This window comes from Azospirillum sp. TSO22-1, assembly GCF_003116015.1.
Taxonomy (GTDB): domain Bacteria; phylum Pseudomonadota; class Alphaproteobacteria; order Azospirillales; family Azospirillaceae; genus Azospirillum.
The window spans coordinates 1-21,578 of the sequence record NZ_LGQZ01000147.1; the positions used below are offsets into that span (position 1 = coordinate 1).

General features: G+C 70.6%; 20 protein-coding genes and 1 pseudogene. 7 read left to right on the forward strand and 14 right to left on the reverse strand.

The window, feature by feature from the left end; genetic code table 11:
* Positions 1-183, reverse strand: a pseudogene (locus tag TSO221_RS30435) (hypothetical protein); the annotation flags it as partial.
* Positions 184-465: 282 nt separating this feature from the next.
* On the opposite strand from TSO221_RS30435, the gene TSO221_RS30440 reads away from it, so the two are divergent.
* From TSO221_RS30440 to TSO221_RS30455, 4 genes are read left to right on the forward strand one after another with little or no spacing between them, the layout of a single operon-like run.
* Positions 466-1,125: a ParA family protein gene (locus tag TSO221_RS30440; protein WP_109122261.1), complete on the forward strand. Its 660-nt coding sequence runs from the start codon at positions 466-468 to the stop codon at positions 1,123-1,125.
* Positions 1,122-2,282: a mitofilin family membrane protein gene (locus tag TSO221_RS30445; RefSeq protein ID WP_109122262.1), complete on the forward strand. Its 1,161-nt coding sequence runs from the start codon at positions 1,122-1,124 to the stop codon at positions 2,280-2,282. Before TSO221_RS30440 ends, TSO221_RS30445 begins: the two co-directional genes overlap by 4 nt.
* Positions 2,283-2,318: 36 nt before the next feature.
* The gene (locus tag TSO221_RS30450; protein ID WP_109122263.1) at positions 2,319-3,371 is read left to right on the forward strand and encodes a tetratricopeptide repeat protein; all 1,053 of its coding nucleotides are present in this window, start codon (positions 2,319-2,321) and stop codon (positions 3,369-3,371) included.
* Between the two features lie 23 nt (positions 3,372-3,394).
* Entirely contained in the window at positions 3,395-3,898 is a 504-nt protein-coding gene (locus TSO221_RS30455) for a hypothetical protein (protein ID WP_146208951.1), read from the forward strand.
* 7 nt (positions 3,899-3,905) lie between these two features.
* Here the strand turns inward: TSO221_RS30455 and TSO221_RS30460 are convergent, their stop codons facing one another.
* From TSO221_RS30460 to TSO221_RS30510, 11 genes are all read right to left on the reverse strand, one after another.
* Positions 3,906-4,676, reverse strand: coding sequence for a M15 family metallopeptidase (locus tag TSO221_RS30460; RefSeq protein ID WP_199229689.1), 771 nt, complete (start codon positions 4,674-4,676; stop codon positions 3,906-3,908).
* An 11-nt stretch (positions 4,677-4,687) separates the two neighbouring features.
* On the reverse strand, positions 4,688-5,002 hold the full coding sequence (locus TSO221_RS30465) for a hypothetical protein (RefSeq protein WP_109122265.1): 315 nt from the start codon (positions 5,000-5,002) through the stop codon (positions 4,688-4,690).
* Between the two features lie 38 nt (positions 5,003-5,040).
* On the reverse strand, positions 5,041-5,355 hold the full coding sequence (locus TSO221_RS30470; RefSeq protein WP_109122266.1) for a hypothetical protein: 315 nt from the start codon (positions 5,353-5,355) through the stop codon (positions 5,041-5,043).
* A gap of 23 nt (positions 5,356-5,378) precedes the next feature.
* Entirely contained in the window at positions 5,379-6,554 is a 1,176-nt protein-coding gene (locus TSO221_RS30475; protein ID WP_109122267.1) for a DUF2061 domain-containing protein, read from the reverse strand.
* The gene (locus tag TSO221_RS30480; RefSeq protein WP_109122268.1) at positions 6,554-7,723 is read right to left on the reverse strand and encodes a DUF2061 domain-containing protein; all 1,170 of its coding nucleotides are present in this window, start codon (positions 7,721-7,723) and stop codon (positions 6,554-6,556) included. The genes TSO221_RS30475 and TSO221_RS30480 overlap by 1 nt, the downstream gene beginning before the upstream one ends.
* A 187-nt stretch (positions 7,724-7,910) precedes the next feature.
* Positions 7,911-9,551: a Na/Pi symporter gene (locus TSO221_RS30485; RefSeq protein WP_158284257.1), complete on the reverse strand. Its 1,641-nt coding sequence runs from the start codon at positions 9,549-9,551 to the stop codon at positions 7,911-7,913.
* Positions 9,552-9,565: 14 nt separating this feature from the next.
* A complete protein-coding gene (locus tag TSO221_RS35740; protein ID WP_158284258.1) occupies positions 9,566-10,273 on the reverse strand; it encodes a hypothetical protein in 708 nt (235 codons plus the stop codon).
* 264 nt (positions 10,274-10,537) lie between these two features.
* A complete protein-coding gene (locus tag TSO221_RS30495; protein ID WP_109122271.1) occupies positions 10,538-12,064 on the reverse strand; it encodes a DHA2 family efflux MFS transporter permease subunit in 1,527 nt (508 codons plus the stop codon).
* Positions 12,061-13,215, reverse strand: coding sequence for an HlyD family secretion protein (locus tag TSO221_RS30500; RefSeq protein ID WP_109122272.1), 1,155 nt, complete (start codon positions 13,213-13,215; stop codon positions 12,061-12,063). The genes TSO221_RS30495 and TSO221_RS30500 overlap by 4 nt, the downstream gene beginning before the upstream one ends.
* A complete protein-coding gene (locus TSO221_RS30505) occupies positions 13,208-13,678 on the reverse strand; it encodes a MarR family transcriptional regulator (RefSeq protein WP_109122273.1) in 471 nt (156 codons plus the stop codon). The genes TSO221_RS30500 and TSO221_RS30505 overlap by 8 nt, the downstream gene beginning before the upstream one ends.
* Positions 13,679-13,857: 179 nt before the next feature.
* Positions 13,858-14,757: a LysR family transcriptional regulator gene (locus TSO221_RS30510; protein ID WP_109122274.1), complete on the reverse strand. Its 900-nt coding sequence runs from the start codon at positions 14,755-14,757 to the stop codon at positions 13,858-13,860.
* A 105-nt stretch (positions 14,758-14,862) separates the two neighbouring features.
* Between TSO221_RS30510 and TSO221_RS30515 the strand changes: the two genes are divergently transcribed.
* Positions 14,863-16,044: an MFS transporter gene (locus tag TSO221_RS30515; RefSeq protein WP_109122275.1), complete on the forward strand. Its 1,182-nt coding sequence runs from the start codon at positions 14,863-14,865 to the stop codon at positions 16,042-16,044.
* Between the two features lie 31 nt (positions 16,045-16,075).
* Positions 16,076-16,900: an aldo/keto reductase gene (locus TSO221_RS30520; RefSeq protein ID WP_109122276.1), complete on the forward strand. Its 825-nt coding sequence runs from the start codon at positions 16,076-16,078 to the stop codon at positions 16,898-16,900.
* 81 nt (positions 16,901-16,981) lie between these two features.
* Here TSO221_RS30520 and TSO221_RS30525 read toward each other — a convergent pair whose 3' ends face one another.
* Positions 16,982-18,259, reverse strand: a complete 1,278-nt coding sequence (locus TSO221_RS30525) for a cystathionine gamma-synthase family protein (RefSeq protein WP_109122277.1) — start codon at positions 18,257-18,259, stop codon at positions 16,982-16,984.
* Positions 18,260-18,480: 221 nt separating this feature from the next.
* Here TSO221_RS30525 and TSO221_RS30530 point away from each other — a divergent pair, with 221 nt between their 5' ends.
* Positions 18,481-20,850 (forward strand): ATP-binding protein, encoded by a 2,370-nt coding sequence (locus TSO221_RS30530; RefSeq protein WP_146208954.1) that lies wholly within the window; start codon positions 18,481-18,483, stop codon positions 20,848-20,850.
* On the opposite strand, the gene TSO221_RS30535 is transcribed toward TSO221_RS30530, so the two are convergent.
* Entirely contained in the window at positions 20,823-21,548 is a 726-nt protein-coding gene (locus TSO221_RS30535) for a response regulator (protein ID WP_109122279.1), read from the reverse strand. The two genes, TSO221_RS30530 and TSO221_RS30535, sit on opposite strands and share 28 nt — an antisense overlap.
* Positions 21,549-21,578 lie beyond the last annotated feature (30 nt).

Consider the following 21,578-nt stretch of genomic DNA (forward strand, 5'->3'; position numbering starts at 1 on the left):
AGTCGCCCAGCCGCCGCCGCGGGCGCGCGGCGGGCGGGCGGGGGCGGCGGGCGGCGGATCGGACAGCGGCGAGGGCGCGCGCAGCGGCGTTGCGCGCTCACCCGACTCGATGGAAGAGGATCCGGCCTCGGCAACGGTGGGCTTGTCGGCCTCGGGCGCGGCATCGGTCTTCGGGTCGGTCATCGGCGGCTCTCCGGCGCAACGGGTGGGCGGTCCTATTTGCGGGGCAATCCCGGTGCGAAATCAAGGGCAAAGGGAACGACGCCGGACGCCGCGCGCGATTGACACACCGCCGCGGCCAACCAGTAACGGCTGGTAGGACCACTTGGGTGCGCCGCGACGAAACGGCGTATGACCTTCGTCCCGCCATCCGGGCAAAGGCGGCGATGATGCGGGCCGCAACTTCCAGGCGCCAATGCTATACATCTTTCTTAATTAGCCACTTTGGGGTACGTTAGAGGGACTATGGGGGCCAAGATTATCGCTATCGGAAACCTGAAGGGTGGGACCGGCAAGAGCACTCTTGCCGTCAATCTGGCGTGCGCGCTCGGCAGCGCGGCGAAGACCAGGGCCGTCCTGGTGGATGCCGATTCCCAGGGGACCGCCGTGGAATGGGCGGCGCGCGGGCGCCTGCCGGTCGCGGTCGAGGCGATGCCGTTCGAGCCGGAGGCCGACGGCGACGGGGCGTGGCTGAAGGCGCTGAACGGGCTGGCCGCGCAGAACGATTTCGTGGTGGTGGACCTGCCGCCGCACCTCGGCACCTCGATCGTCCTGGCGCTGGTCGCCGCGGACCTGCTCGTGGTGCCGGTGACGCCGAGCGGCGCCGACATCAAGGCGACCACCAAGGCCATCGACCTGCTGCGCCAGGCGCGCGGCGTGCGCGGCAACGGCAAGCCCGGCTGCCTGCTGGTGCCCTCGCGCGTCGACCGGCGCACCGCCGCCGGCAAGGAGATCGAAGCCGTCCTGCACGATTTCGGCGAGCCGGTGGCGCCCGCCGTCGGGCAGCGCTCGGCGCACGTGGACGCCTTCACCGCCGGCGAATGGATCGGCACCTACGCACCGCGCACCAGCGCGCACGACGAAATCCAGACCCTCACCGCCATCATCAGGAGGTCCAAAGCATGACCACCCGTAAGCGCCCCTCGCTTCGCGACAACATGCCCGAGGGCGGTCCGGAGGGCGGTGACGAGACCGCGCGGCAGCTGGAACAGGCCGCCGAGCTGGAGCAGGTGCGCCGCGCCGAAGCGGCACCGGAGGCGCCCAAGCCGGAAGCGCCGAAGTCAGCGTTCGACGAGGCGCCCTCGCCGGTGGCCGCGCTGGCGCACGCCTACATGCACGGCTCCGCCGGCGCGCCGGCCAAGTCGTCCGGCCGCGGGCTGAGCGCGGTGGCGGCGGTCCTCGGCCTCTCGGCGCTGGGCCTCGCCGGCGTCGCGGGCGTGCTGGGCTACAAGGACTTCAAGGAGGGCCGTCTCGTCGTGGCGGCGGCTCCGGTGGCTGCGGCGCCCGCCACCCCGGCGCCGCCGGTCTCCGGCGCGGCCCCGGCCAAGAGCGGGGCTTCGGCGCCCGCGCCGGCCGCTGCCCCGGCCGCTGTCGCCCAGGCGCCGGCGCAGCCGGCCGAGGCGCAGGGCCGCACCGGCGCGCTGGAGAACCTCGGTTCCGTCTTCTCCGGCGGCCTGACCGACCGTGTCGGCGCGGTGGAGAAGCAGGTGGCGCAGATCTCCGGCAGCGCCCAGGTGGTCGGCATCCTCGCCGCCCGCCAGCTGCGCGGCGCGCTCGCCGATTCCGCGCCGTTCCAGAGCGAACTGGCGCTCGCCCGGCTGTCCGGCGTCGCCACCGGCGACCTCGCCCCGGCGCTCGACCGCGTGGCGCCGCGCGCCGCCGAGGGCATCCCGACCCGCGGCGAGCTGAACGCCCGCTTCGCGGCGCTGGTCCCCGCCGCGCTGAACGCCGAACTGGGCGCCGCCGGTGCCGACAGCGGCATCGGCGCCGTCGGCCAGACCATGTGGGGCTGGGTGACCGGCGTGGCCGGCGTGCTGCGCCTGACCTCCGCGCAGACGGTCGAGGAGGAGGGCAAGTCGGCTGCCGCCCTGGCCCGCGCCGGCATCATGCTGGAGGCCGGCGACCTGCCCGGCGCCATCGAGCGCGTCACCACCCTGGAAGGCCCGGCCGCCCAGGTCGCGGCATCGTGGCTGAACGACGCCCGCGCCCGCGCCGCCGCCGACCAGGCGACGACGCTGCTGGCCAACCGCGTCACCGAACTGTTGGCCGCCGCCAAGCGCTGACGGGCTCGACAGGCAACCTAAAAGGGGGAGGGCGGCATGGATTTCGGTCTGGTTTCGTTGCCGGTGCTGGCGCTGACGGCGCTGTTCGGCTACGCGGTGTTCTTCGATACCAGCGCGGTGGTGTTCCAGGACATCGACGTGCCGCCATCGGTCCAGCAACTCGGCTACTCGCCGAAGGTGATGTCGTCGCGCCTCGCCAACGAGGTGCGGATGATCGACCAGAAGGCGCGGACGGTGAAGGACATCCGCGATTTCGCGCTGCCCGGCGACGAGTCGGCGGTGAACGCGCTGGGCGACTACTTCAAGTTCGGCGAGCCGATCAAGGCGACCCAGCAGCTGCTGGGGCTGGTCCACTACAACTTCACCGGCGACGTGGTGAAACAGGGCGACGACCTCAAGCTGTCGATCCGCGGCTCCGCGCACGACCGGGACCAGCCGTTCAACACCGCCGCCATCGGCAAGGACCCCGAGAAGCTGGTGCACGAGGCGGCGCTCGACATCGTCCGCTTCATCGACCCGTACATCGTCGCCTCCTACGCCTACGAGGCGGCGCGCGACGGCGACAAGAACTACACCACGGCGCTGCGCGAGGTGCGCTACTGCCTCGTCAACATGCCGAAGAAGGAGCTGCACTGGGCCTACAACCTGCACGGCCTGATCCTCGTGCAGCAGGGCAAGCTGGACGACGCGATGGAGCGCTACAACGCGGCGCTGGCGCTGAAGCCCGACTTCGTGCTGACGGTCTACAACGTCGGCAACCTGATGCTCGAGAAGAAGCAGTACGACCAGGCCATCGCCAAGTACAAGGAAACCCTGAAGGTCGACGTCAAGCTCGTCCGCACCCCGCAGGCCTACACCCAGTGGGGCGTGGCGCTGACGCGCCAGGGCCAGACGGACGCGGCGATCCCGCTGTTCGAGAAGGCCATCGCCCTCAATCCGCAGTACGCCGACGCCTACTACCGGCTGGGCATGGCGTACAAGGAAAAAGGAAAGATTAAGGATGCGCAGGAGATGATCCAGCGCGCGGTCGATCGGGCGCCGGACCGCAAGGACTACGCGGCCGACTTGGCGCCGCAGCTGACCAACTGAGGCTCGCATAAAAGGGGCGGGACATGAGGACGTCACTCCACTTCGCGACGGTGCTGACGCTGGCAACCGCGCTGACGGCGGCTCCGGCCGTCCACGCTCAACCGCGGTTGCACGCGCAGGCCCCGACGGTCGAGGAGCACTACGCCTCTCCCCTCATCCCGCCCAAGCTGCCGCCGCAGGCGGTGCCGCAGGAGGTGACGGCCGCCTGGGGTTGCGTCCTGATGGGCACCGCCGGCACCGTGGCGGCGCTGACCGCCAACTCGGTCAACCTGCTGAACGTGGTGGCCGGCGGCGTCGTCACCCCGGCGAACCCGGCAGTGCTGTACCTGGGCCTCGCCGGTGTGGTGTTCACCTCGTTCTGCACGCTGGGTCAGCAGCTTACCCCGCTCTACACCTACTATTTCCGCGGCGAGCCCGAGACCGAGATCGACCTGGCGAAGGACGTCCGCCCGCGCATGGCGTCGGCCGCCCGGCCGCTGCCGGCCGAGGACGAGGAGCACGCCTACCCCTGGCAGGCGGCGCGCTGAGGGTCTCTCAGCGCGCCTGCGGGGCGGTGATCGGGAAATCGAAGAAGGTCTGCGGGAACGGCTCGTCGCGCAGCGTGAAGTGCCACCATTCCTCGGGCAGCGGCTTGAAGCCGTGCTTGCCCATCAACTCGGCCAGTAGCGCGCGGTTGTGGCGCGCCACCACGCCCACCGCCGCGCTGTCGGGGTGCGAGGCCGGATCGAAGCAGTCGTAGTCCGTGCCGAAGTCCAGCCCGTTGTCGCGGAACCGCCCGGTGTAGCCGGCGCGGCAGTCCACCAGCGCGGTCTTCCCGGGCACGTAGGTCTCCGGCGCGCGGGCGTCGGCCGGGACCAGCGTCACGTCCACCGTGCTGCCGCGCGAGTGGCCGGACTTTTCCGCCACATAGCCCAGCTTGAAGAAGTCGGCCTTGTCGACCGCCGGGTAGAAGGCGGTCTTCATCGCCTGGTCGGCGACGTCCTTGCTCCAGCGGATGAAGTGGTCCACGGCGCGCTGCGGGCGGTAGCAGTCGAACACCTTCACCACCAGCCCGGACGCCTGCGCCTCGCGGTGCACACGCACCAGCGCCTCGGCGGCGGGACGGGTCAGGATGCACTCCGGCGCCTGATAGCCGTCGATCGGCCGGCCGATGAAGTTGTGCGGGCCGTAGTAGCGCATCTCCTGCACGATCGTCGGATCGACCGCGCGCAGGTACACGAAGCCATCGGGCAGCGGCTCGGCGTGCGTCGGCGCGCAGAAACCGAACACCGCCAGCAGCGTGGCGGCGATCCGTCGGGCGGACACGGCAGGCCCCCTTACTTGGGGGCCTGGGTGGTGCCGATCAGGGCGCCGAGGCCGGCGCCGACGAAGCCGAACAGCGGGCTGGTCGGCGGGCCGGCGGCGGCGGCCACCGCCACGCCCGGCACCAGGACCGGCACGATGAAGAAGCCCGCAGCGGCGCCCACCAGCGTGCCGGCGGCGACCGGCAGCAGCTTGGCGACGAACGGCGTCTCCGGCGGCGGCGGCGGGGCCGGCGGGGCCGGCGGGGCGGCGGCGGCCTCGAAAGCCGGTGCCGCGACGGCCAGGACGACCGCGGTGGCGGCGAGGGTACGGCTCAGGCGTGACGTCATCGTGGGGACCTCCGCACGGGGCGTGGCGGGAACGCGCGTCAGCGCGTGTACAGGTAGCCGGCGCCGCCGACCACCGCGCCGACCGCCGCGCCGGTGTTCCACAGCGCGCCGGTGGTGGTGATCGGGGTGATGCTGAGCGTGCCGGCGGCGAGGCCCGGCCACGCGACGGCGCCGATCACCGCCCCGGTGATGGTCCACAGCGACACCGGCAGGTAGGTGGCGATGGTGCCGGTGATGCTCGGCGGCGGCGCCTGCACCTGACCCTTGATCGGCGGGGCCGACTGCGCCAGGGCCGGAGCGGCGGACAGGGCCAGCGACGCGGCGGCGGCGATGGCGAGAGTGCGTGCCTTCATGGTGCGGTTTCCTTCCTGTCCGATTACGCGTTGGAACCGATGTACTTGAAGTCGATGGTCCGCGCGGCGTCAGTGCGCGGCACGCCCATGAACTTGGCCCAGCCCAGCTCGTGCATGTAGAACTTGGCGCTGTTGATGGTGATCTGCAGCACCTCCAGCGCGCCGGTCGCCACGTAGCTGCCGGTCCAGTAGTAGTCCACGAAGATGTGCGAGATCGACACGATCACGCGGTAGGAGAAGGCCTTCACCGCGGTGACCACCGACAGGTCGGGGGCGGTGCTGCTCGACCCCGTGCCGTTCTCCAGCAGGGATTCCGACTGCGCCTCGAAGTCCTTCTGCGAGATCTGGCCGGACTGGCGCAGCAGCTCCAGGCTCGCCATGTGGCGGGCGATGGAATCGTCCTTCGGGCTCTTCAGCGTCGGATCGGGCATGGGGATGGCGACCGACGGGTCGGCGCGGCCCTTGAGGCTGGCGTCCACCGCGGCGGCGTAGCCGACCGCCCAGTTGCTCACCCCCTGGGCGAAGGCCGAGCGCTCGCGGCTCTCGTCCAGCTTGGCGGCCATCCAGCCGGACTCCTTCCAGCGCCCGGCGGCCTCGGTCGGCAGGCCGCGGGTCTCCGGCACGAAGTGGAAGCGGGCGTCGATCACGTCGGCGCGGTTGGCGGCGCGGAAGCCGGCGGTCACCAGCACGCCCGGCACCTTCCACCCCTGCTGCGCGGCGAAGGCGCGCGCCTGCGCCCAGACCGGGTTGTCCTCCTTGTTCATCACCGTGTGGGTGACGAAGAAGCAGGAGCCGTCCCAGCCGGCGCGGTAGCGCACCACGGCGAGCACGAGGTCGGACCGCGCGCAGCTCGACGCCATGCCCCAGCCGTCGGTCGCGGCCAGCGCGTTGGAGTGCACCTCGAGGACGGCGTCGAGCCGCCCGTCCTTGTTGGCGCGGAACAGGATCAGCGAGCGCAGGTAGCCATAGGCGCCCAGCGACGGGTCGTTCCAGCCGCTGTCGCCGTCGGCGCCGACGACCCAGCGCCCCTCGGGCAGCGGCAGCGTCTTGCCGTCCACCTTCAGCACGCGCTCCACCGCGGTGCCGGGCTTCAGCACGCCCTGGGCGTGGGCGGGACCGGCCAGGGCGAAGCCCGCCAGCAGCAGGGACGCCAGCAGCGCGCCGGCCTTGAACCCCGGAATTCTCGTCAGGCCAGCCATCAGAGTCGCGCCTCCGCACCCACAAATTCGCCGATATAGGTGAAATCGACCAGACGCTCCGCGTCGTGCGTGTTCAGCTTGGCGTAATAGTCGTCCCAGTACTGGTCGTTGAGCACGAACCAGACCGAGTCCGTCGCGTTCAGCGTCAGCGCGATGCCCCAGGAGATGTAGGGGTTGGCGGTCACCAGATAGGCGATGCCGTAGTCGACGATGGTGCCGATGGAGCGGAACGAGATGTTCTTGCGCACCGAGTTCGACAGCACCGAGGTGTTCGGTTTGTACTCCGGCGCCTCGGTCTTGGCGCGCTCGGCCTGGGCGTCGTAGGTCGCCTTGTCGATACGGCCCTCGCGGTGCAGGCGGGCCAGCTCGGCCAGCTTCAGGTCGGCGTAGGACGGCGGCTGGCTGGCGGCTTCCGGCAGCGGGCCGGGCGGCTCGGCGACGGCGTTGTGCAGGCCGCGCTCCATCCAGGCGCCGAAGCCCGAGGTCCAGGCGGCGGCGGCCTGCACCGCGCCCTGGCGCACCGGGTCGGTCTTCGTCGCTTCGGCCGACCAGTCATCCGGCCGGGCCGGCGCCGACGGCCCCAGCAGCAGCGCCGGGCTGATGTGGTAGCGGGCGTCGATCAGGTCGTGGCGGTCGCTGACGCGGAAGCCGGCGGTCAGCCACGTGTCCGGCAGCGTCTGCTTGGCCTTGCGCAGGGTGGCGCGCGCCTGCTCCCAGGCGGCCGGGCCGGGCGTGTCGAGCCCGAACCGCGTCGGCCGCAGGAACTGGCAGGAGGTCTCCCAGCCCGTGCGGTAGCGGTTGATCAGCATCAGCTGGCCCTGCTCGGGCGCGCAGCCCTTGGTGCGGCCCCAGCCGTCGGCGCTGGGCAGCGCGTTGGCGTTGATCTCAAGCACGGCGACGACGCGGTCGTCGCGGGTCAGGGTCAGCACCGCCGAGCGGATGGTGCCGAAGGCGCCGACCTCCGGCATGGAGAACTGCTGCGAGCCCAGGCCGGCAACCGTCCATTTGCCGGCCGGCAGGGGGATCTGCTTCGCCCCCAGCTCGACGCTGCCGGAAACCGTGTCACCGACGTTCAGTGCCAGCGCCTGCGCGGGCGCCAGCAGGGCGCACGCCGCCGCCGCCAGGACACTCCCGGCCAGGGACCGGACGCGCCGTCCTACGATCTTCATCAAGCCTCTCCCAAAAGGGGCTACCGACGGCGGGTTCGAGGTACCCACTCTTGCGGAGGGAGCATAGCGGCATTGCGTCGCACAGCCAACAAGTTTGGGAGAATATGATTGAGTGACTTCCATCCAATGTTGCGTCGGAGCACCGGTCAAGGCGCGTTCTTCGCGGCGGCGGTGCGCACCCGACGGTTCAATCGGCGGCTTCCTGGAGGCGCGCCGGCAGGTCCCCGGGCGCCGTGGCGCCGTCGGGCAGCAGCAGCAGGTAGCGGCGGAGCAGCCAGACGTTGCGCTCGAACAGCATGGTCAAGGGATACAGTGCGCTCCGCTCCGTCGTCCCGTGCGCCTCGCCGAGGATGGTGCGGCGCACGCGTTCCATGACGTCCGACCGGTCCATGGTGATGGCCAGCAGAGTCGACCGGCGGTCGGGGTCGTGGGAGGCCACCTCCTCCACCAGCTCTTCCAACAGCGCGTGCAGACTTTCGCCGATGCCCTCGGCCAGCCGTGCCAGCCGCCCGTCGGCTGGTCCGTCCAGGCTCTCGATCAACGCCACGAGGTCGCGCACGCCGTCCAGCAGGCCGTTCAGAATCTCGTTGCGGTTCTGCAGATGGATGACGCTCTCCAGCGTGTGCCGGGACGGCGCGGTGGCCATGAGTTCGGTCAGGAAGGCGTCGACCTCGGCGGTCACGGCCCGGCCGCTCTCCTGCAGGGTGCGGTAGTGGTGCGGCAGCGCCGTGGCGTCCACGCGGACGTTGTCGAGCATCTCGGTCAGGAACGGCAGCAACCGCAGATGCTCCCGCTCGACGAGGGCGGTCGCGCTGTCCGGGTCGGTCAGCGCCCCGTCGTAGAGGAAGTGCGGACGCGCGAGTTCCTCCTCGGTGGTCGGCGGGGTCGCGCGCTCGATCATCGCGTAGAGCGGCGTCATGACCAGCGACACGGCGAGCGCCGAGACCACCTGGACCACCAGGTACAGCCACGCGATGCGCTCTCCCGGCGCGGCCAGCGCGGCGTCCAGCGCGTGCAGCAGGAGCGGCACCCCCAGTCCGACCTCCAGGACGAACAGCGGCAGCAGCACCGCGACGCCGATGACCTTGGTGAAAAGCTGGACGTCGGCGAGGCGCTTGGGCGTGCCGGCCAGCCCGGCGGCCATGAACCAGACCGAGAGACCGGAGCCGAGGCTCGCGCCATAGACGATCATCACCGTCTGCTCCGGCTGCAGAAGCCCGATGGACGTCATCGTCACCGCGATGACCGACACCGTCGACGACGACTGCGCCGCGAGGCTCAGCAGCGTCCCGATCAGGAAGGCGATGAAGTGCGAGTCCGCCGAGAAGGCCACGAACTCCCGCGCGATATCGAGGCTCTGCAGGGGCGCCGCCCCGGTCTTTATCAGGTTGAGCCCGAGGAACAGCAGCCCGATCCCCAGCAGCGCGCCGACCAGATGACGCAGGCGGGCCGACTTGTCGATGTCCATGTGGTGGAGCACGCCGGTGACGCCGACCAGGAACAGCGCCGTCACGCGCATGTCCACCGAGGCCAGCAGCACCAGCAGCGACGTGCCGACGTTCGCCCACACCACGATGGGCACCGCCCGGCGCACCTCCACCACCCCGGCGGTGACCAGGCTGATGACGATGAAGGTGACGGCGTTGGTGCTCTGCGTCAGCGCGCCCGACAGGGTGCCGACCAGCCCCGCCGACCACAGCGAGCTGGTGCCGCGGGTCATCAGGGCGCGCAGCCGCTGCCCGCCCATCTGGCGGAGGTTCGCGCCGATCAGCTTCACCCCGATGAAGAACAGGCCCAGCCCACCGAAGATTGCCGCAACGATGTCCATGCCGGCGGCGCCCGTTACGCCGCCTGTTCCCGGCGCACGGCGGCGCGCAGGAACAGGCCGACCAGCAGGACGCACAGGGCGAGGCCGTAGCCGGCCACCTGACGCAGGGAGGTGTAGCGCTCCTGGGAACGGGCCTCCAGGGCGCTGCGGATCCGCAGCACCTCGTCGCGGATGGAATCGCCGAGGCTCTCCAGATCGACGTCCAAGTGCCGGTCGATGCCCCGCAGCTCCTGGTCGGCCGCGGCGAGGGGGCCGCCCGAATGGGCGGCCAGCGCCTGCCGGTAACGTTCGCCCAGCGCCGTATGGCCGGTGCGCAACCGCTCCGCGGTGCCGCTCCAGCCGGCCTTGTCCGTCCCGGTTTCGCCGACCGCCGCGACGAGGCTGCCGAGGAGCGCCGAAACCTGCTTCTCCTCGGCAAGGAAGGCCGCGTGGTAGCGCCGGTATTCGGTCTGCTCGGCGCCGCGCAGCAGCAGGTTCTTCCATTCCTGGACCTGCTTCTTGAAATGGACCTGGGCGCTGCGCGCCTCGTCCAGCCGGACCAGCATGGCCTCGACCCGCCGCATGTCCTCGACATAGCCCTTGTGGGCGTAGTGCAGGCCGAACAGGCCGATCAGCGCCGTGGTGACGATGACCACGCCGAGCAGGCCGGCCAGGGGCACGAGTGTCCGCACCTTTACCCGCCGTGCGGCGCGCGGGCGCTGCTGGATGCTGACGGTTGCCATGCGCTGCTCTGCCGTGGGCTACGTTTCGTTGAATGGACGCGGGTTGAACATAGCAAGGGCGCGCAGGCGGTGGACCGGAAAGTTATGAAGGATTGATGACACCCGCCCTCTTGCCCGGGACTCTCCTCCAGGCGGAACGAGAGTTTTCCGGCACGACCGGCGCCCAATCCAGCTTGGCGACCAGGACGCCGGACCCGGCGGGCATCCCCGCCCGTTGCGCTCCACGCTCCGCTGCGCTCATCGTCGCTCCCGGATGTCCGGCCTTCATTCGACCGCCACGCTGTGGTCGACCACGGCGGGCCGTGCGGGTTTGCGCAGCAGCAGCACCAGCGGCATCACCGCGAGCGACAGGATCATCAGCAGCTTGAAATCGTCGATGTAGCCGATGACCGTGGCCTGCTGGGTGATGAGCCCGTCCAGCGCGGCGCGGCCGGCGGCGGTCAGGGGGTTGAGCAGACGCTCGACCGCCGGGGCCTCGAACAGGCGGTTGAACGGGGTCACGTGGGTGGCGATGTCGGCGTGGTTGGCCTGGACGTTCCGCGTCAGCAGGGCGGCGACGATGGAGATGCCCACGGCCGAACCGATGTTGCGCGACAGGTTGTACAGCCCGGTCCCGTCGCCGCGTTTCTCCGGCGCCAGGGTGGAGAAGGTCACCGTGGTCAGCGGCACGAACAGGAAGCCCAGCCCCGCCCCCTGGATGAAGCCGACCCGGATGATGGTCCATTGCGAGACGTCGGGCGTCCAGCCGGTCATGTCGTACATCGCCCAGGCGGTGATCGCCAGTCCGACGGACAGCAGCCAGCGCGTGTCCACCCGGCCGATCAGCTTGCCGACCAGGAACATGCAGAGCATGGTGCCGAGACCGCGCGGCCCCATGACCAGCCCCGCCGTCACCACCGGATAGCCCATCAGCGTCTGCAGGTAGGGCGTCATCAGCGCCAGCGAGGCGAGATAGGTGATGCCGACCACGAAGATGAAGAGCATCCCCACCGCGAAGTTGCGGTCGCGGAACAGGCCCGGCTTCACGAAGGGGTCCCGGGCGGTGAAGGTGTGCACCAGGAACAGGTAGAAGGCCGAGGCCGCCACCAGCGCCTCGACCTGGATCTCGCCCGACGAGAACCAGTCGAGCTGCTCGCCGCGGTCGAGGAAGAGCTGCAGGGCGCCGATGCCGACGCTGAGCAGGCCGAAGCCCAGCCAGTCGAGCTTCGCCGCCGCCTCCCGCCGGCTCTCCGTCACGAAGGCGGTGACGCCGGCGAACGCCAGCACGCCGATCGGCACGTTGATGTAGAACACCCAGCGCCAGCTCGCGTGGTCGGTGAGCCAGCCGCCGATCACCGGGCCGAGCACCGGCCCCACCATCACCGATACGCCGAACAGCGCCATGGCCGAGCCGCGCTCCTCCGGCGTGTAGATGTCCAGCAGGATGGCCTGCGACAGCGGCACCAGCGCGGCGCCGAAGAAGCCCTGCAGCAGGCGGAACAGCACGATCTGCACCAGCGACTGCGCCAGCCCGCACAACACCGACGCGGCGACGAACCCGGTGATGGAGAGGTTCAGCACCCGCTTGCGGCCGAAGCGGGTCGCCAGATAGCCGGTGGGCGGCGTCATGATCGCCGCCGCCACGATGTAGGAGGTCAGCACCCAGTTGATCTGGTCGGCGCTGGCCGAGACGCTGCCCTGGATGTAGGGCAGCGCCACGTTGGCGATGGTGGTGTCCAGCGCCTGCATGATGACCGCCAGGATCACGCAGGCCGTGATGGCCCCGCGGTTGGCGACGGGAACGGTGCTCATGGCGTGCGGTCGTGGCTTTGGGCGTGCGCGGTGCCGAACAGGGCGGCCGCGAACTCGGGCAGGCCGCGCGCGTGCCCGGTGTCCACCTCCACGGTGACGCTCATGCCGACGCGCAGCGGCGGCTTGCCCTCCGGCGTGCCGATGCGGACCCGCATGGGGATGCGCTGCACCACCTTCACCCAGTTGCCGGACGTGTTCTGCGCCGGCAGCAGCGAGAAGCTGGCGCCCGACGCCGGGCTGATGCTGTCCACGGTTCCGCTCCAGGTCTCGCCCGGATAGGTGTCGACGGTGATCGTCACCGGCTGGCCCGGGCGCACGTGGGTGAGTTCCGTCTCCTTGGGCGAGGCATCGATCCAGGCGTGGCCGGCGGCGACCAGGCTGAACGCCGCCGTCGCCGCCGGCAGGTACTGCCCGACCTGCAGCGACGGCACCTTGGTCACGATGCCGTTCGCCGGCGCCCGCACCACGGTGTGGGAGAGCTGCCGGGCGACCTCGTCGCGGGCCGCGACGGCGTCGCGCAGGCGCGGATGCTGCTCCACGGGGGCGTCCGGCCGGCCGTTGAGGTTGGCGGCGATGCCGGCGAGCTGCTGGTTCAGCGAGGCCAGCTTCTGCTGCGCCACCTCGGTGTTGTGCCGCGCCTGATCGTAGGCGGCGCGCGAGGCGAAGTTGCTGCTGGCGAGCTGCTTCTGCCGCTCCAGCTCGGTGGCGTAGAAGGACAGGTCGGCCTGCGCCTGGGCGATCTGCGCCTGCATGTCGCGGTAGCTGGCCCGCAGCGCGGCCAGCTCGTTGCGCACGATGCCGATCTGCGCCTCGGCGCGCTCCAGCGACAGCCGGAAGGGCTGGTCGTCGAGCCGGAACAGCACGTCGCCGGCCTGCACGGTCTGGTTCTCGTGAACGGCGACCTCCGCCACGATGCCGGACACGTCGGTGGCGACGCCGACCATGTCGGCCTGCACATAGGCGTTCTCGGTGGACATGATCTGCCCGCCGGTCACGTATTCGTAGCCGCCGGCCACCAGGGCGAGCGGCAGCAGCGCGAACAGCAGGGGGCGCAGCCAACGGCGCTTCGCAGGGGCGGCTTTCGTCGGCATCGTAGCCGCACCGCCGTCGGGCGGAGCGACGCGCTCGGTCACCGTGGTTCCCTCAGCCATGGGAGGCACTCTGCTCTTCGACCGGGCGCTCGCACGCCGCGATCAGGTTGGACTTCATGGTGGTGAGGGCGCGGACCAGCGCCTCGCGGTCGGCGGGCGCGACGCCGTCGAGCGCTTCGGCGCGCGTGATCTCGCCCAGCGTCCGCATGGCCCCCAGCAGCGGGTGCGCCGCCTCGGTGAGGTGGAGGAGCCGGATGCGGCGGTCGGTCGGGTGCGGGCACCGTTCGATCAAACCGATGGCCTCCAGCTTGTCCAGAAGGCGGGCCAGGGTGATCGGCTCGACGTCCAGCAGTTCGGCAAGGCCCCCCTGATGGATGCCCTCGCAGGTCGCGAGGTAGGCCAGCACCTGCCACTGCGAGCGGGTGAGGCCGAGATGGCGCGCGCGCTGCTCGAAGCGCTTGCGCAACAGGCGCGCGGTGTCGTGCAGCAGGAAGCCGAGGGTCGGGTGGAGGTTCTGGGGCATTGGTCGGCCGTCAATCAATAAGCAAGCTTATAATATGCGTGCTTCCGAAATGCGGGCAAGCGCGGGGCCGTGGTCCTCGGTTGCAGGAAAGGCATGGCCGGCTTGCAGCAGCGGCCTTCCTTCAAGGAAGAATTCCGGGTCACGCGCTGCCCTGCCGGTCCGGCAGCTTTTCGCCAGCGTCATTGCAGGGCGGAGCGCAACCGCGGCGTCATGAAGTCCAGGAAAGCCTGCACCCGGCGCGGAGCCCGTTCGCGGCCGATGTAGACGGCGTTGATTTCCTCCCGGTCCGCCATGGCCTCGTCCAGAACGGTGACCAGCCGGCCCGCTGCGATGTCGTCCCGGACGTGGAACTCCGCCAGCCGCCCCAGCCCCAAGCCCAGCAGCGCCAGATGCCGCACCGTTTCGCCGTTGTTGGCCTGGATGCGTCCATGGACCTCGCGGTCCATCAGGCGCCCGCCCGTCTTCAGCGGCCAGACGGCGGCGGCCCGGCGGAAATTGAAACCCAGGCAGTCGTGCCGCTCCAGATCGCTGGGGGAGTGGGGCACGCCCCGGCGCGCCAGATAGTCGGGGGAGGCGACGATCCGCCGCCGCACCTCGCCGAGGCGGACCGCGAGCAGGGCCGAGTCCGGAAGGCGGCCGGTCCGGAAGGCGACATCGGCCTGCGATGCGTACAGGTCGACGACCTCGTCGGTCAGGGTGAGGTCCAGATCGATGCCCGGATAGCTGTCCGTGAAGGCGGGGAGCAGCGGCAGCAGGCAATGCCGCCCGAAGGGGACCGAGACGTTGATGCGGATCAGCCCGGTCGGCAGCCGGGCGCCGCCGGCGATCTCGGCGTCGAAGGCATCCAGGTCGCGCAGCAGGGCCTCGGCCTTCTCCCGGTAGAGGTCGCCTTCGGCGGTCAGGCGCAGCCGCCGGGTCGACCGTTCGATCAGCCGCACGCCCAGGCGTTCCTCGATCCGGGTGATCAGCTTGGCCGTGGCGGACGGGGTCATCCCCATGTCCCGCCCCCCGGCGCTGAAGCTGCCGCGGGCGGCGACGCGCAGAAAGACCTTCATTTCCCAGGCACGCGGATCGCTCATGGCATCACCTTGTCATTCAAGGACACGATGATACGAAACGGCACCTCCTTCCGCCCAGCCCGTCCGTGCCGCATCTGATGGGGCCCGCACAGATGGAGTGTTCCCATGCCTCTCGCCTTGCTGGCCCTGGCCATCAGCGCCTACGCCATCGGAACGACGGAGTTCGTCATCGTCGGCCTGCTGCCCACCGTGGCCACCGATTTGAGCATCAGCCTGCCGCTCGCCGGCATGGTGGTCAGCGTCTATGCGTTGGGCGTCACGATCGGCGCCCCCGTCCTCACCGCGCTCACCGGCCGGCTGCGGCGCAAGTCGCTGCTGCTCGGTCTGATGGGCGTCTTCGTTGCCGGCAACCTGCTGGCCGGCATCAGCCCTGATTACGAGACGCTGCTGGTCGCGCGCGTGCTCAGCGCCTTCGCCCACGGCGTCTTCTTCTCCGTCGGCGCGACCATCGCCGCCGACCTCGTGCCGGAGGACAAGCGGGCTTCGGCCATCGCCATGATGTTCTCCGGTCTGACCATCGCCATCGTCACCGGCGTGCCGATGGGCACCTGGATCGGCCAGCATTTCGGCTGGCGCGCCACCTTCCTGGCGGTCTCCGCCCTTGGCGTGGCTGGTGGCCTGGGAGTCGCGGCGCTGGTGCCGGGCAAGCTGAGCCAGCCCCCCGCCGCCGGCCTCGGCGATCAGGTCCGCGTTCTCGCCAAGCCGCGTCTGCTGCTGGCCTTCGCCATCACGGCTCTCGGGTATGGCGGCACCTTCGTCGCCTTCACCTTCCTGGCTCCGATCCTGGAGACGATCACCGGCTTTTCCAGCGGCACCGTCAGCCTCGTGCTGATCCTGTACGGCGCGGCCATCGCCATCGGCAATGTGATCGGCGGCAAGGTTGCCAACCGCCGTCCGGTCCACGCCCTGGCTTGGCTGTTCGCGTTGCAGGCGCTGGTCCTGTTCGTCTTCACCTTCACGGCCGATTCCAAGATTCCGGCCCTGATCACGCTGGCGGGCATGGGCGCCCTGGCGTTTGCCAACGTTCCCGGCCTGCAGCTCTACGTGGTTCAGCTGGCGCAACGCCATTCGCCCGGCGCGGTGGACGTCGCCTCGGCCTTGAACATCGCGGCCTTCAATCTCGGCATCGCTGCGGGCGCCTTCTTCGGCGGGCAGGTCGTGGCGTCGCCGCTGGGGCTCGCCGCGACACCGTGGGTCGGGGGCCTGTTCGTTCTCGGCGGCCTCGCGCTCACCCTGTGGAGCGGAGCGCTCGACCGCCGCGACGGCTATGCTGTCCAACCCGCCTGAATGCCAACCCGCCTGAAAGAGAGAGGCATCGATGCACATCGTCACCGCAAACGGCGCCGCCATCCCCGCGCTCGGCTTCGGCACCTTCCGCATGAGCGGGCCGGAGGTGCTGCGGATGGTCCCCGAGATCCTCCGGCTCGGCTACCGCCACATCGATACCGCGCAGATCTACGGCAACGAGGCGGAGGTCGGCGAGGGCATCGCCGCCTCCGGCGTTCCGCGCGCCGACATCTTCCTCACCACCAAGGTCTGGGTGGAGAACTACCGCCACGCCTCCTTCCTGCGCTCCGTCGATGAGAGCCTTCGGAAACTGCGGACCGACTACGTCGATCTCCTGCTGCTGCACTGGCCGAACGACTCGGTGCCGCTGGCCGAGCAGGTTGCCGGGTTGAACGCCGTGCGCGCGGCGGGCAAGGTGCGCAACATCGGCGTCAGCAACTTCTCCACCGCGCTGATGGCCGAGGCTGTCCGCCTCAGCGATGCGCCGATCGCCACCAACCAGATCGAATACCACCCCTACCTGGACCAGACCGCGGTGCTGGAGGCGGCGCGCCGGGCCGGCGTGTCGGTCACGGCCTACTACGCCATGGCGGACGGGAAGGTCTTCGCCGATCCCGTGCTGACGGAGATCGCCCGCCGGCACGGCAGGAGCGTCGCGCAGGTGGTCCTGCGCTGGATCGTGCAGCAGGATGGCCTGATCGCCCTGTCGAAGACGGTCGGGACGGCGCGCGCCGCGGAAAACGCCGCCATCTTCGACTTCACGCTGCCGGCCGGCGACATGGCGGCGATCCACGCGCTCGCCCGCCCGGACGGGCGGATCGTCAACCCCGCGGGGCTGGCGCCGGCCTGGGATTGATCGTTGGGGGATTGATCGTGACCGGTTCCGGGAAGCGGCTCCAGGGACGGGGCCGCTTCCCGCCCGCACGCCGACGAACGCTCAGGCCAGCGCCTGGCCAAGATCGGCGATGAGGTCGGCCGGGTTCTCGATGCCGACGGAGATGCGAATCGTCGCGTCGGTCAAACCGATCTCCTCGCGCAGCTCCCGCGGCACACCCGAATGGGTCGTGGATGCGGGGTGGGAGATCAGCGTCTCGGTGCCGCCCAGGCTGACCGCCAGCTTCATCACTTCCAGCCGGTCGAGGAAGGCGAAGGCCTCGGCCTCGCCGCCCGTCACCTCGAAGGCGAAGGTGGAGCCCGGCGCCACGCACTGCCGGTCGAAGATCGCCTTGCGCGGGTCGTCGGCATCCAGGAAACCCAGGTAGTGCACGGCCTCGATCTTCGGATGGCCGCGCAGGTATTCGGCCACGGCACGGGCGTTTTCGTTGGCGCGCTCCGTGCGGATGCCCAGCGTCTCCAGCGAGCGCAGCAGCATCCAGCAGGAGTGCGGGTCGAGCTGCGTGCCCAGCGCCCCGCGCAACAGGATGATCCTGCGCACCAGCTCGTCGGAGCCGCAGATGCCGCCCGCCACGAGGTCGCTGTGCCCGCCGGCGTATTTGGTCAGCGAGTAGACGGCGAGGTCGGCACCGTGCTGGAGCGGCTTCTGGTACAACGGCCCGAGCAGCGTGTTGTCGACGGCGATGGGCGGCCGATGGCCTTGGCGCCGGCCCAGCTCATCGGCAATTCCCGCCACGGCGCGCAGGTCGACCAGGCCGTTGGTCGGGTTGGCCGGTGTTTCCAGCATGATCAGGGCGACGCGGCCGATGGCCTGCGCCCGGTCGGCCGCCGCGGCGATCTGCGCCGGGTCGGTGCCGTCGGCGAACCCCACCGGCGTGATGCCGAAGTTGGTGAGCTGGTTGCGTATCAGCGTTTCGGTGCCGCCGTAGAGCGGGCGGCTGTGCAGCACCGTGTCGCCCGGCCGCAGGAAGGCGAACATCAGCGTGGATATGGCGGCCATGCCGCTGGCGAACACCGCGGCACGCTCCGCCTCGTCCCAGACGGCGAGGCGGTCCTCCAGGATCTCGAAGTTCGGGTTGTTGAAGCGCGAATAGACCAACCCGGCCCTCTCACCCTCGCGCGGGCGGCGGCGCCCGGCGGTCAGGTCGAAGAAGTCCTTCCCCTGCTGCGCGTTCTCGAAGACGAAGGTCGAGGTCAGGAAGATCGGCGGCTTCAAGGCGCCTTCCGAGAGTTGCGGCGCGTAGCCGTAGCCCATCATCAGCGTCTCGGGATGGAGGCGGTGGTTGTTGAGCATGCGGTGCTTGTAGCTGGCGTCTTTCATGGCGCGGGGATCCTTCTGTGCGCGGGCTGCACGCTGGCAGGCGGAGGCTGCGGGTGCGGGCCATGCCCATGACATGGGCACCCGGACGGCCGGGCGCGACATCGAACCGGATTGCACCCGGCGCCTGTTTCGGGTCGGTATTGCTGGCCTCGTTCGATCTCCATCATCCGCCGCCATCGGAATGTGTATGATGCCGACCGGTGATGCTGGGGAGGTGCGGCGTGGCCAAACCGGTGGAAGACCTTCTGGCGCCTTTGCGCCCGCTGGTGGAGGGCAGGGAGGACTGGCTCATCGAGCGGGTTCTCGGCTACGCCAAGGAGCACGGCTACGCCATGTACAGCTCGACCCTGGTCGAGGCGTGGCGGGCGTCGATCCGCGGCCTGTCGCAGGCGGTCGTGCACGCGCTCGAGGTGCACGCGCAGCCGCCGGTGCTGAGCGCCGGGCTGGACTTCCACCGGGACCCGGTCGCCCGCTTCGGCGTCGAGGAGGCCCGCGCGCACCGCGCCCGCGGCATCCCGATCACGCTGTTCCTCGGCCTGCTCAAGTATTACCGGCAAAGCTACCAGGACCTTGTCGAGGAGGCCGGCTTCCCCCTGGCGGGCGAGCGTGCCTGCCGGCGTTTCATCGACCGCGTCTTCGACCGTGTCGAACTCGGGCTGTGCAGCGAGTGGGGCGGTCTCGCCGAGACGGAGAAGATCCGCGAGATCCAGGAGCACAACGTCGCCATCACGCGCGAAAAGCTGAAGTACCTGACGATCTTCGAGAGCCTGCGGGACCCGGTGATCTTCCTGGACCCGAGCGGCCGCATCGAGAACATGAACAACGCCGCGTGCAGCGTCTTCGACGTCGGCTCCGACCCGGGGGTTCTCTACTACGGCCACGGCCCGATCGGCCCGGTGGCGGAGCGCATGGGCGAACTGCTGCGCGAGGCCGGCAACGACAGCGACGTCGAATGCACGCTGGACACCCGGCGCGGCCCCCGCCGATTCGACGCCAAGCTGCGCCCCATGCTGGACATCTCGGAGCGCTTTCTGGGCACCGTCGTGATCCTCACCGACGTTACCGACTACCAGCGCGCCCGCGAGCAGGCCGAGCGCGCCAACCGCGCCAAGTCCGCCTTCCTGGCGACCATGAGCCACGAGATCCGCACGCCGCTCAACGGTATCCTGGGGATGGCGCAGCTTCTCCAGGCGACCGAGCCGTCGGCCCGGCAGCGCTCCTGCATCGACGCCATCTCGACCTCCGGCGAGGCGCTGCTGGCGATCCTCAATGACGTGCTGGACTACTCGAAGATCGAGGCCGGCCGGCTGGAGCTGGAGGCCATCGATTTCCGCCTGGACGAGCTGCTGGAGACCATGCGCTCGCTGACGCAGCATCAGGCGGCGCGCAAGGGCATCGCCCTGCGCGTGGAGCGGGCGCCGCGCGTGCCGCAGCGGCTGCGCGGCGACCCGGCGAAGCTCAGCCAGGTGCTGCTCAACCTGATCGGCAACGCCATCAAGTTCACCGAGCGTGGCGAGGTCGGGCTGCGCGTCTCAACCCAAGGGGGTGCGCCGGCCGGCCGGGTGCGGCTGCGCTTTACGGTGGCCGACACCGGCATCGGCATCCCGCCCGACGCGCGCGCCCGGCTGTTCGACGCGTTCGCGCAGGGCGATACCTCGATCTCCCGCCGCTACGGCGGCACCGGCCTGGGGCTCGCCATCTGCAAGCGCATCGTCGACGCCATCGGCGGCAGCATCGGCGTGGACAGCGTGTCGGGGGAAGGCAGCACCTTCTGGGTCGTCGTCGATCTCGACCGCGCCGCCCGCGTCGGGCGGGCGCCGGTGCAGGACGTCGCCGACGAAACGCCGGTGCCGCCGCTCTCCGTGCTGGCGGCCGAGGACAACGAGGTGAACGCCGTCGTCCTGACCGGCCTGCTCGAACTGGACGGGCACCGGGTGACGCTGGCCGACGACGGGCTTACGGCGGTGGACCTCGCCGCCGCGCACGATTTTGACCTGGTGCTGATGGATCTGCGCATGCCCGGCCTGGACGGGCTGGAGGCGGCGCGGCGCATCCGCGCCCTGGATGACCCCCGGCGCGCCGCGGTGCCCATCGTGGCGATCACCGCCAACAGTCAGCGCGCCCGGCTCGACGCCTGCTTCGCGGCGGGGATGGACGGCTTCCTCGGCAAGCCGTTCCGCCGGGAGGATCTGCGGAAGGCGCTGCGCGACGTGCTGGCCGAGCGCCGGCCGGAGGCCGCGGCGGCGCTCGACCCGGCGGTGCTGGCGGAGCACGCGGCGCTGCTCGGCTGCGAGCGGCTGGCCCGCATCGTCGAGGCCTTCCGGACCTCCAGCGCGGCGCTGCTCGCCGACCTGCGCGCGGCGGCGGCGGCCGGCGCCTGGGCGACGGTGGCGGAGCGGGCGCACGCGCTGAAGAGTGCCTCGGGCAACGTCGGGCTGACGGCGTTCGCCGCGCTGGCGAAGCGGGCGGAGCAGGCGCCGGACGCGGCGTCGTCGGCGGCGCTGGACGCCGCCTATGCCGGCGCGCTGGCGGCGCTCGACGCCGAGCACCGCCGGGTGTGCGTTCAGGCGACCGCTTCGACGAACACGTAGCCGATGCCGTGCTCGGTCAGGATCATGCGCGGCGCGTTGGGGTCGGCCTCGACCTTGCGGCGCAGGCGGCCGACCAGCACGTCCACCGTGCGGTCGTTGGGCGCCCAGTCGCGCCGGCTGACGTGGTCGAGCAGGTTGTCGCGGGTCAGCACCCGGCCGGGGTTGCGCACGAAGGCCAGCAGCAGCTCGAACTCGGCGCGGGTGAGGCGCACGTCCTCGCCCGCCGGTGAGCTCAGGCGGCGCTTGCCGACGTCCAGCGACCAGCCGGCGAAATGCTTGACCGCCGCGCCGTCGGCCGGGGCCGCGTGGGCGGCGGAGGTCCGGCGCAGCAGCCCCTTGGCGCGGGCCAGCAGCTCACGGGCGCTGAACGGCTTGGTGACGTAGTCGTCCGCCCCGGTCTCCAGGCCGACGACGCGGTCGATCTCATCGCTTTTGCCGGTCACCAGGATCACACCGATGTCGGAGGTGCGGCGCACCTCGCGCAGCAGGGTCAGCCCGTCCTCCCCCGCCAGCCGGATGTCGAGCAGCACGAGGTCCACGTCGCCGTGCGCCAGCGCGGCGCGCATGCGCTCGCCGTTCTCCACGGCGCTGACGCGGAACCCCTCGGCCTCGAAATAGGCGGTCAGGGTGGTGCGGGTGGTCAGCTCGTCATCGACGACCAGGATGTGCTTGTGGGCGCTGTGCTGCTGGGTCGCCATGCGGCCGCTCTCCCCACGGGGACGTCGTTT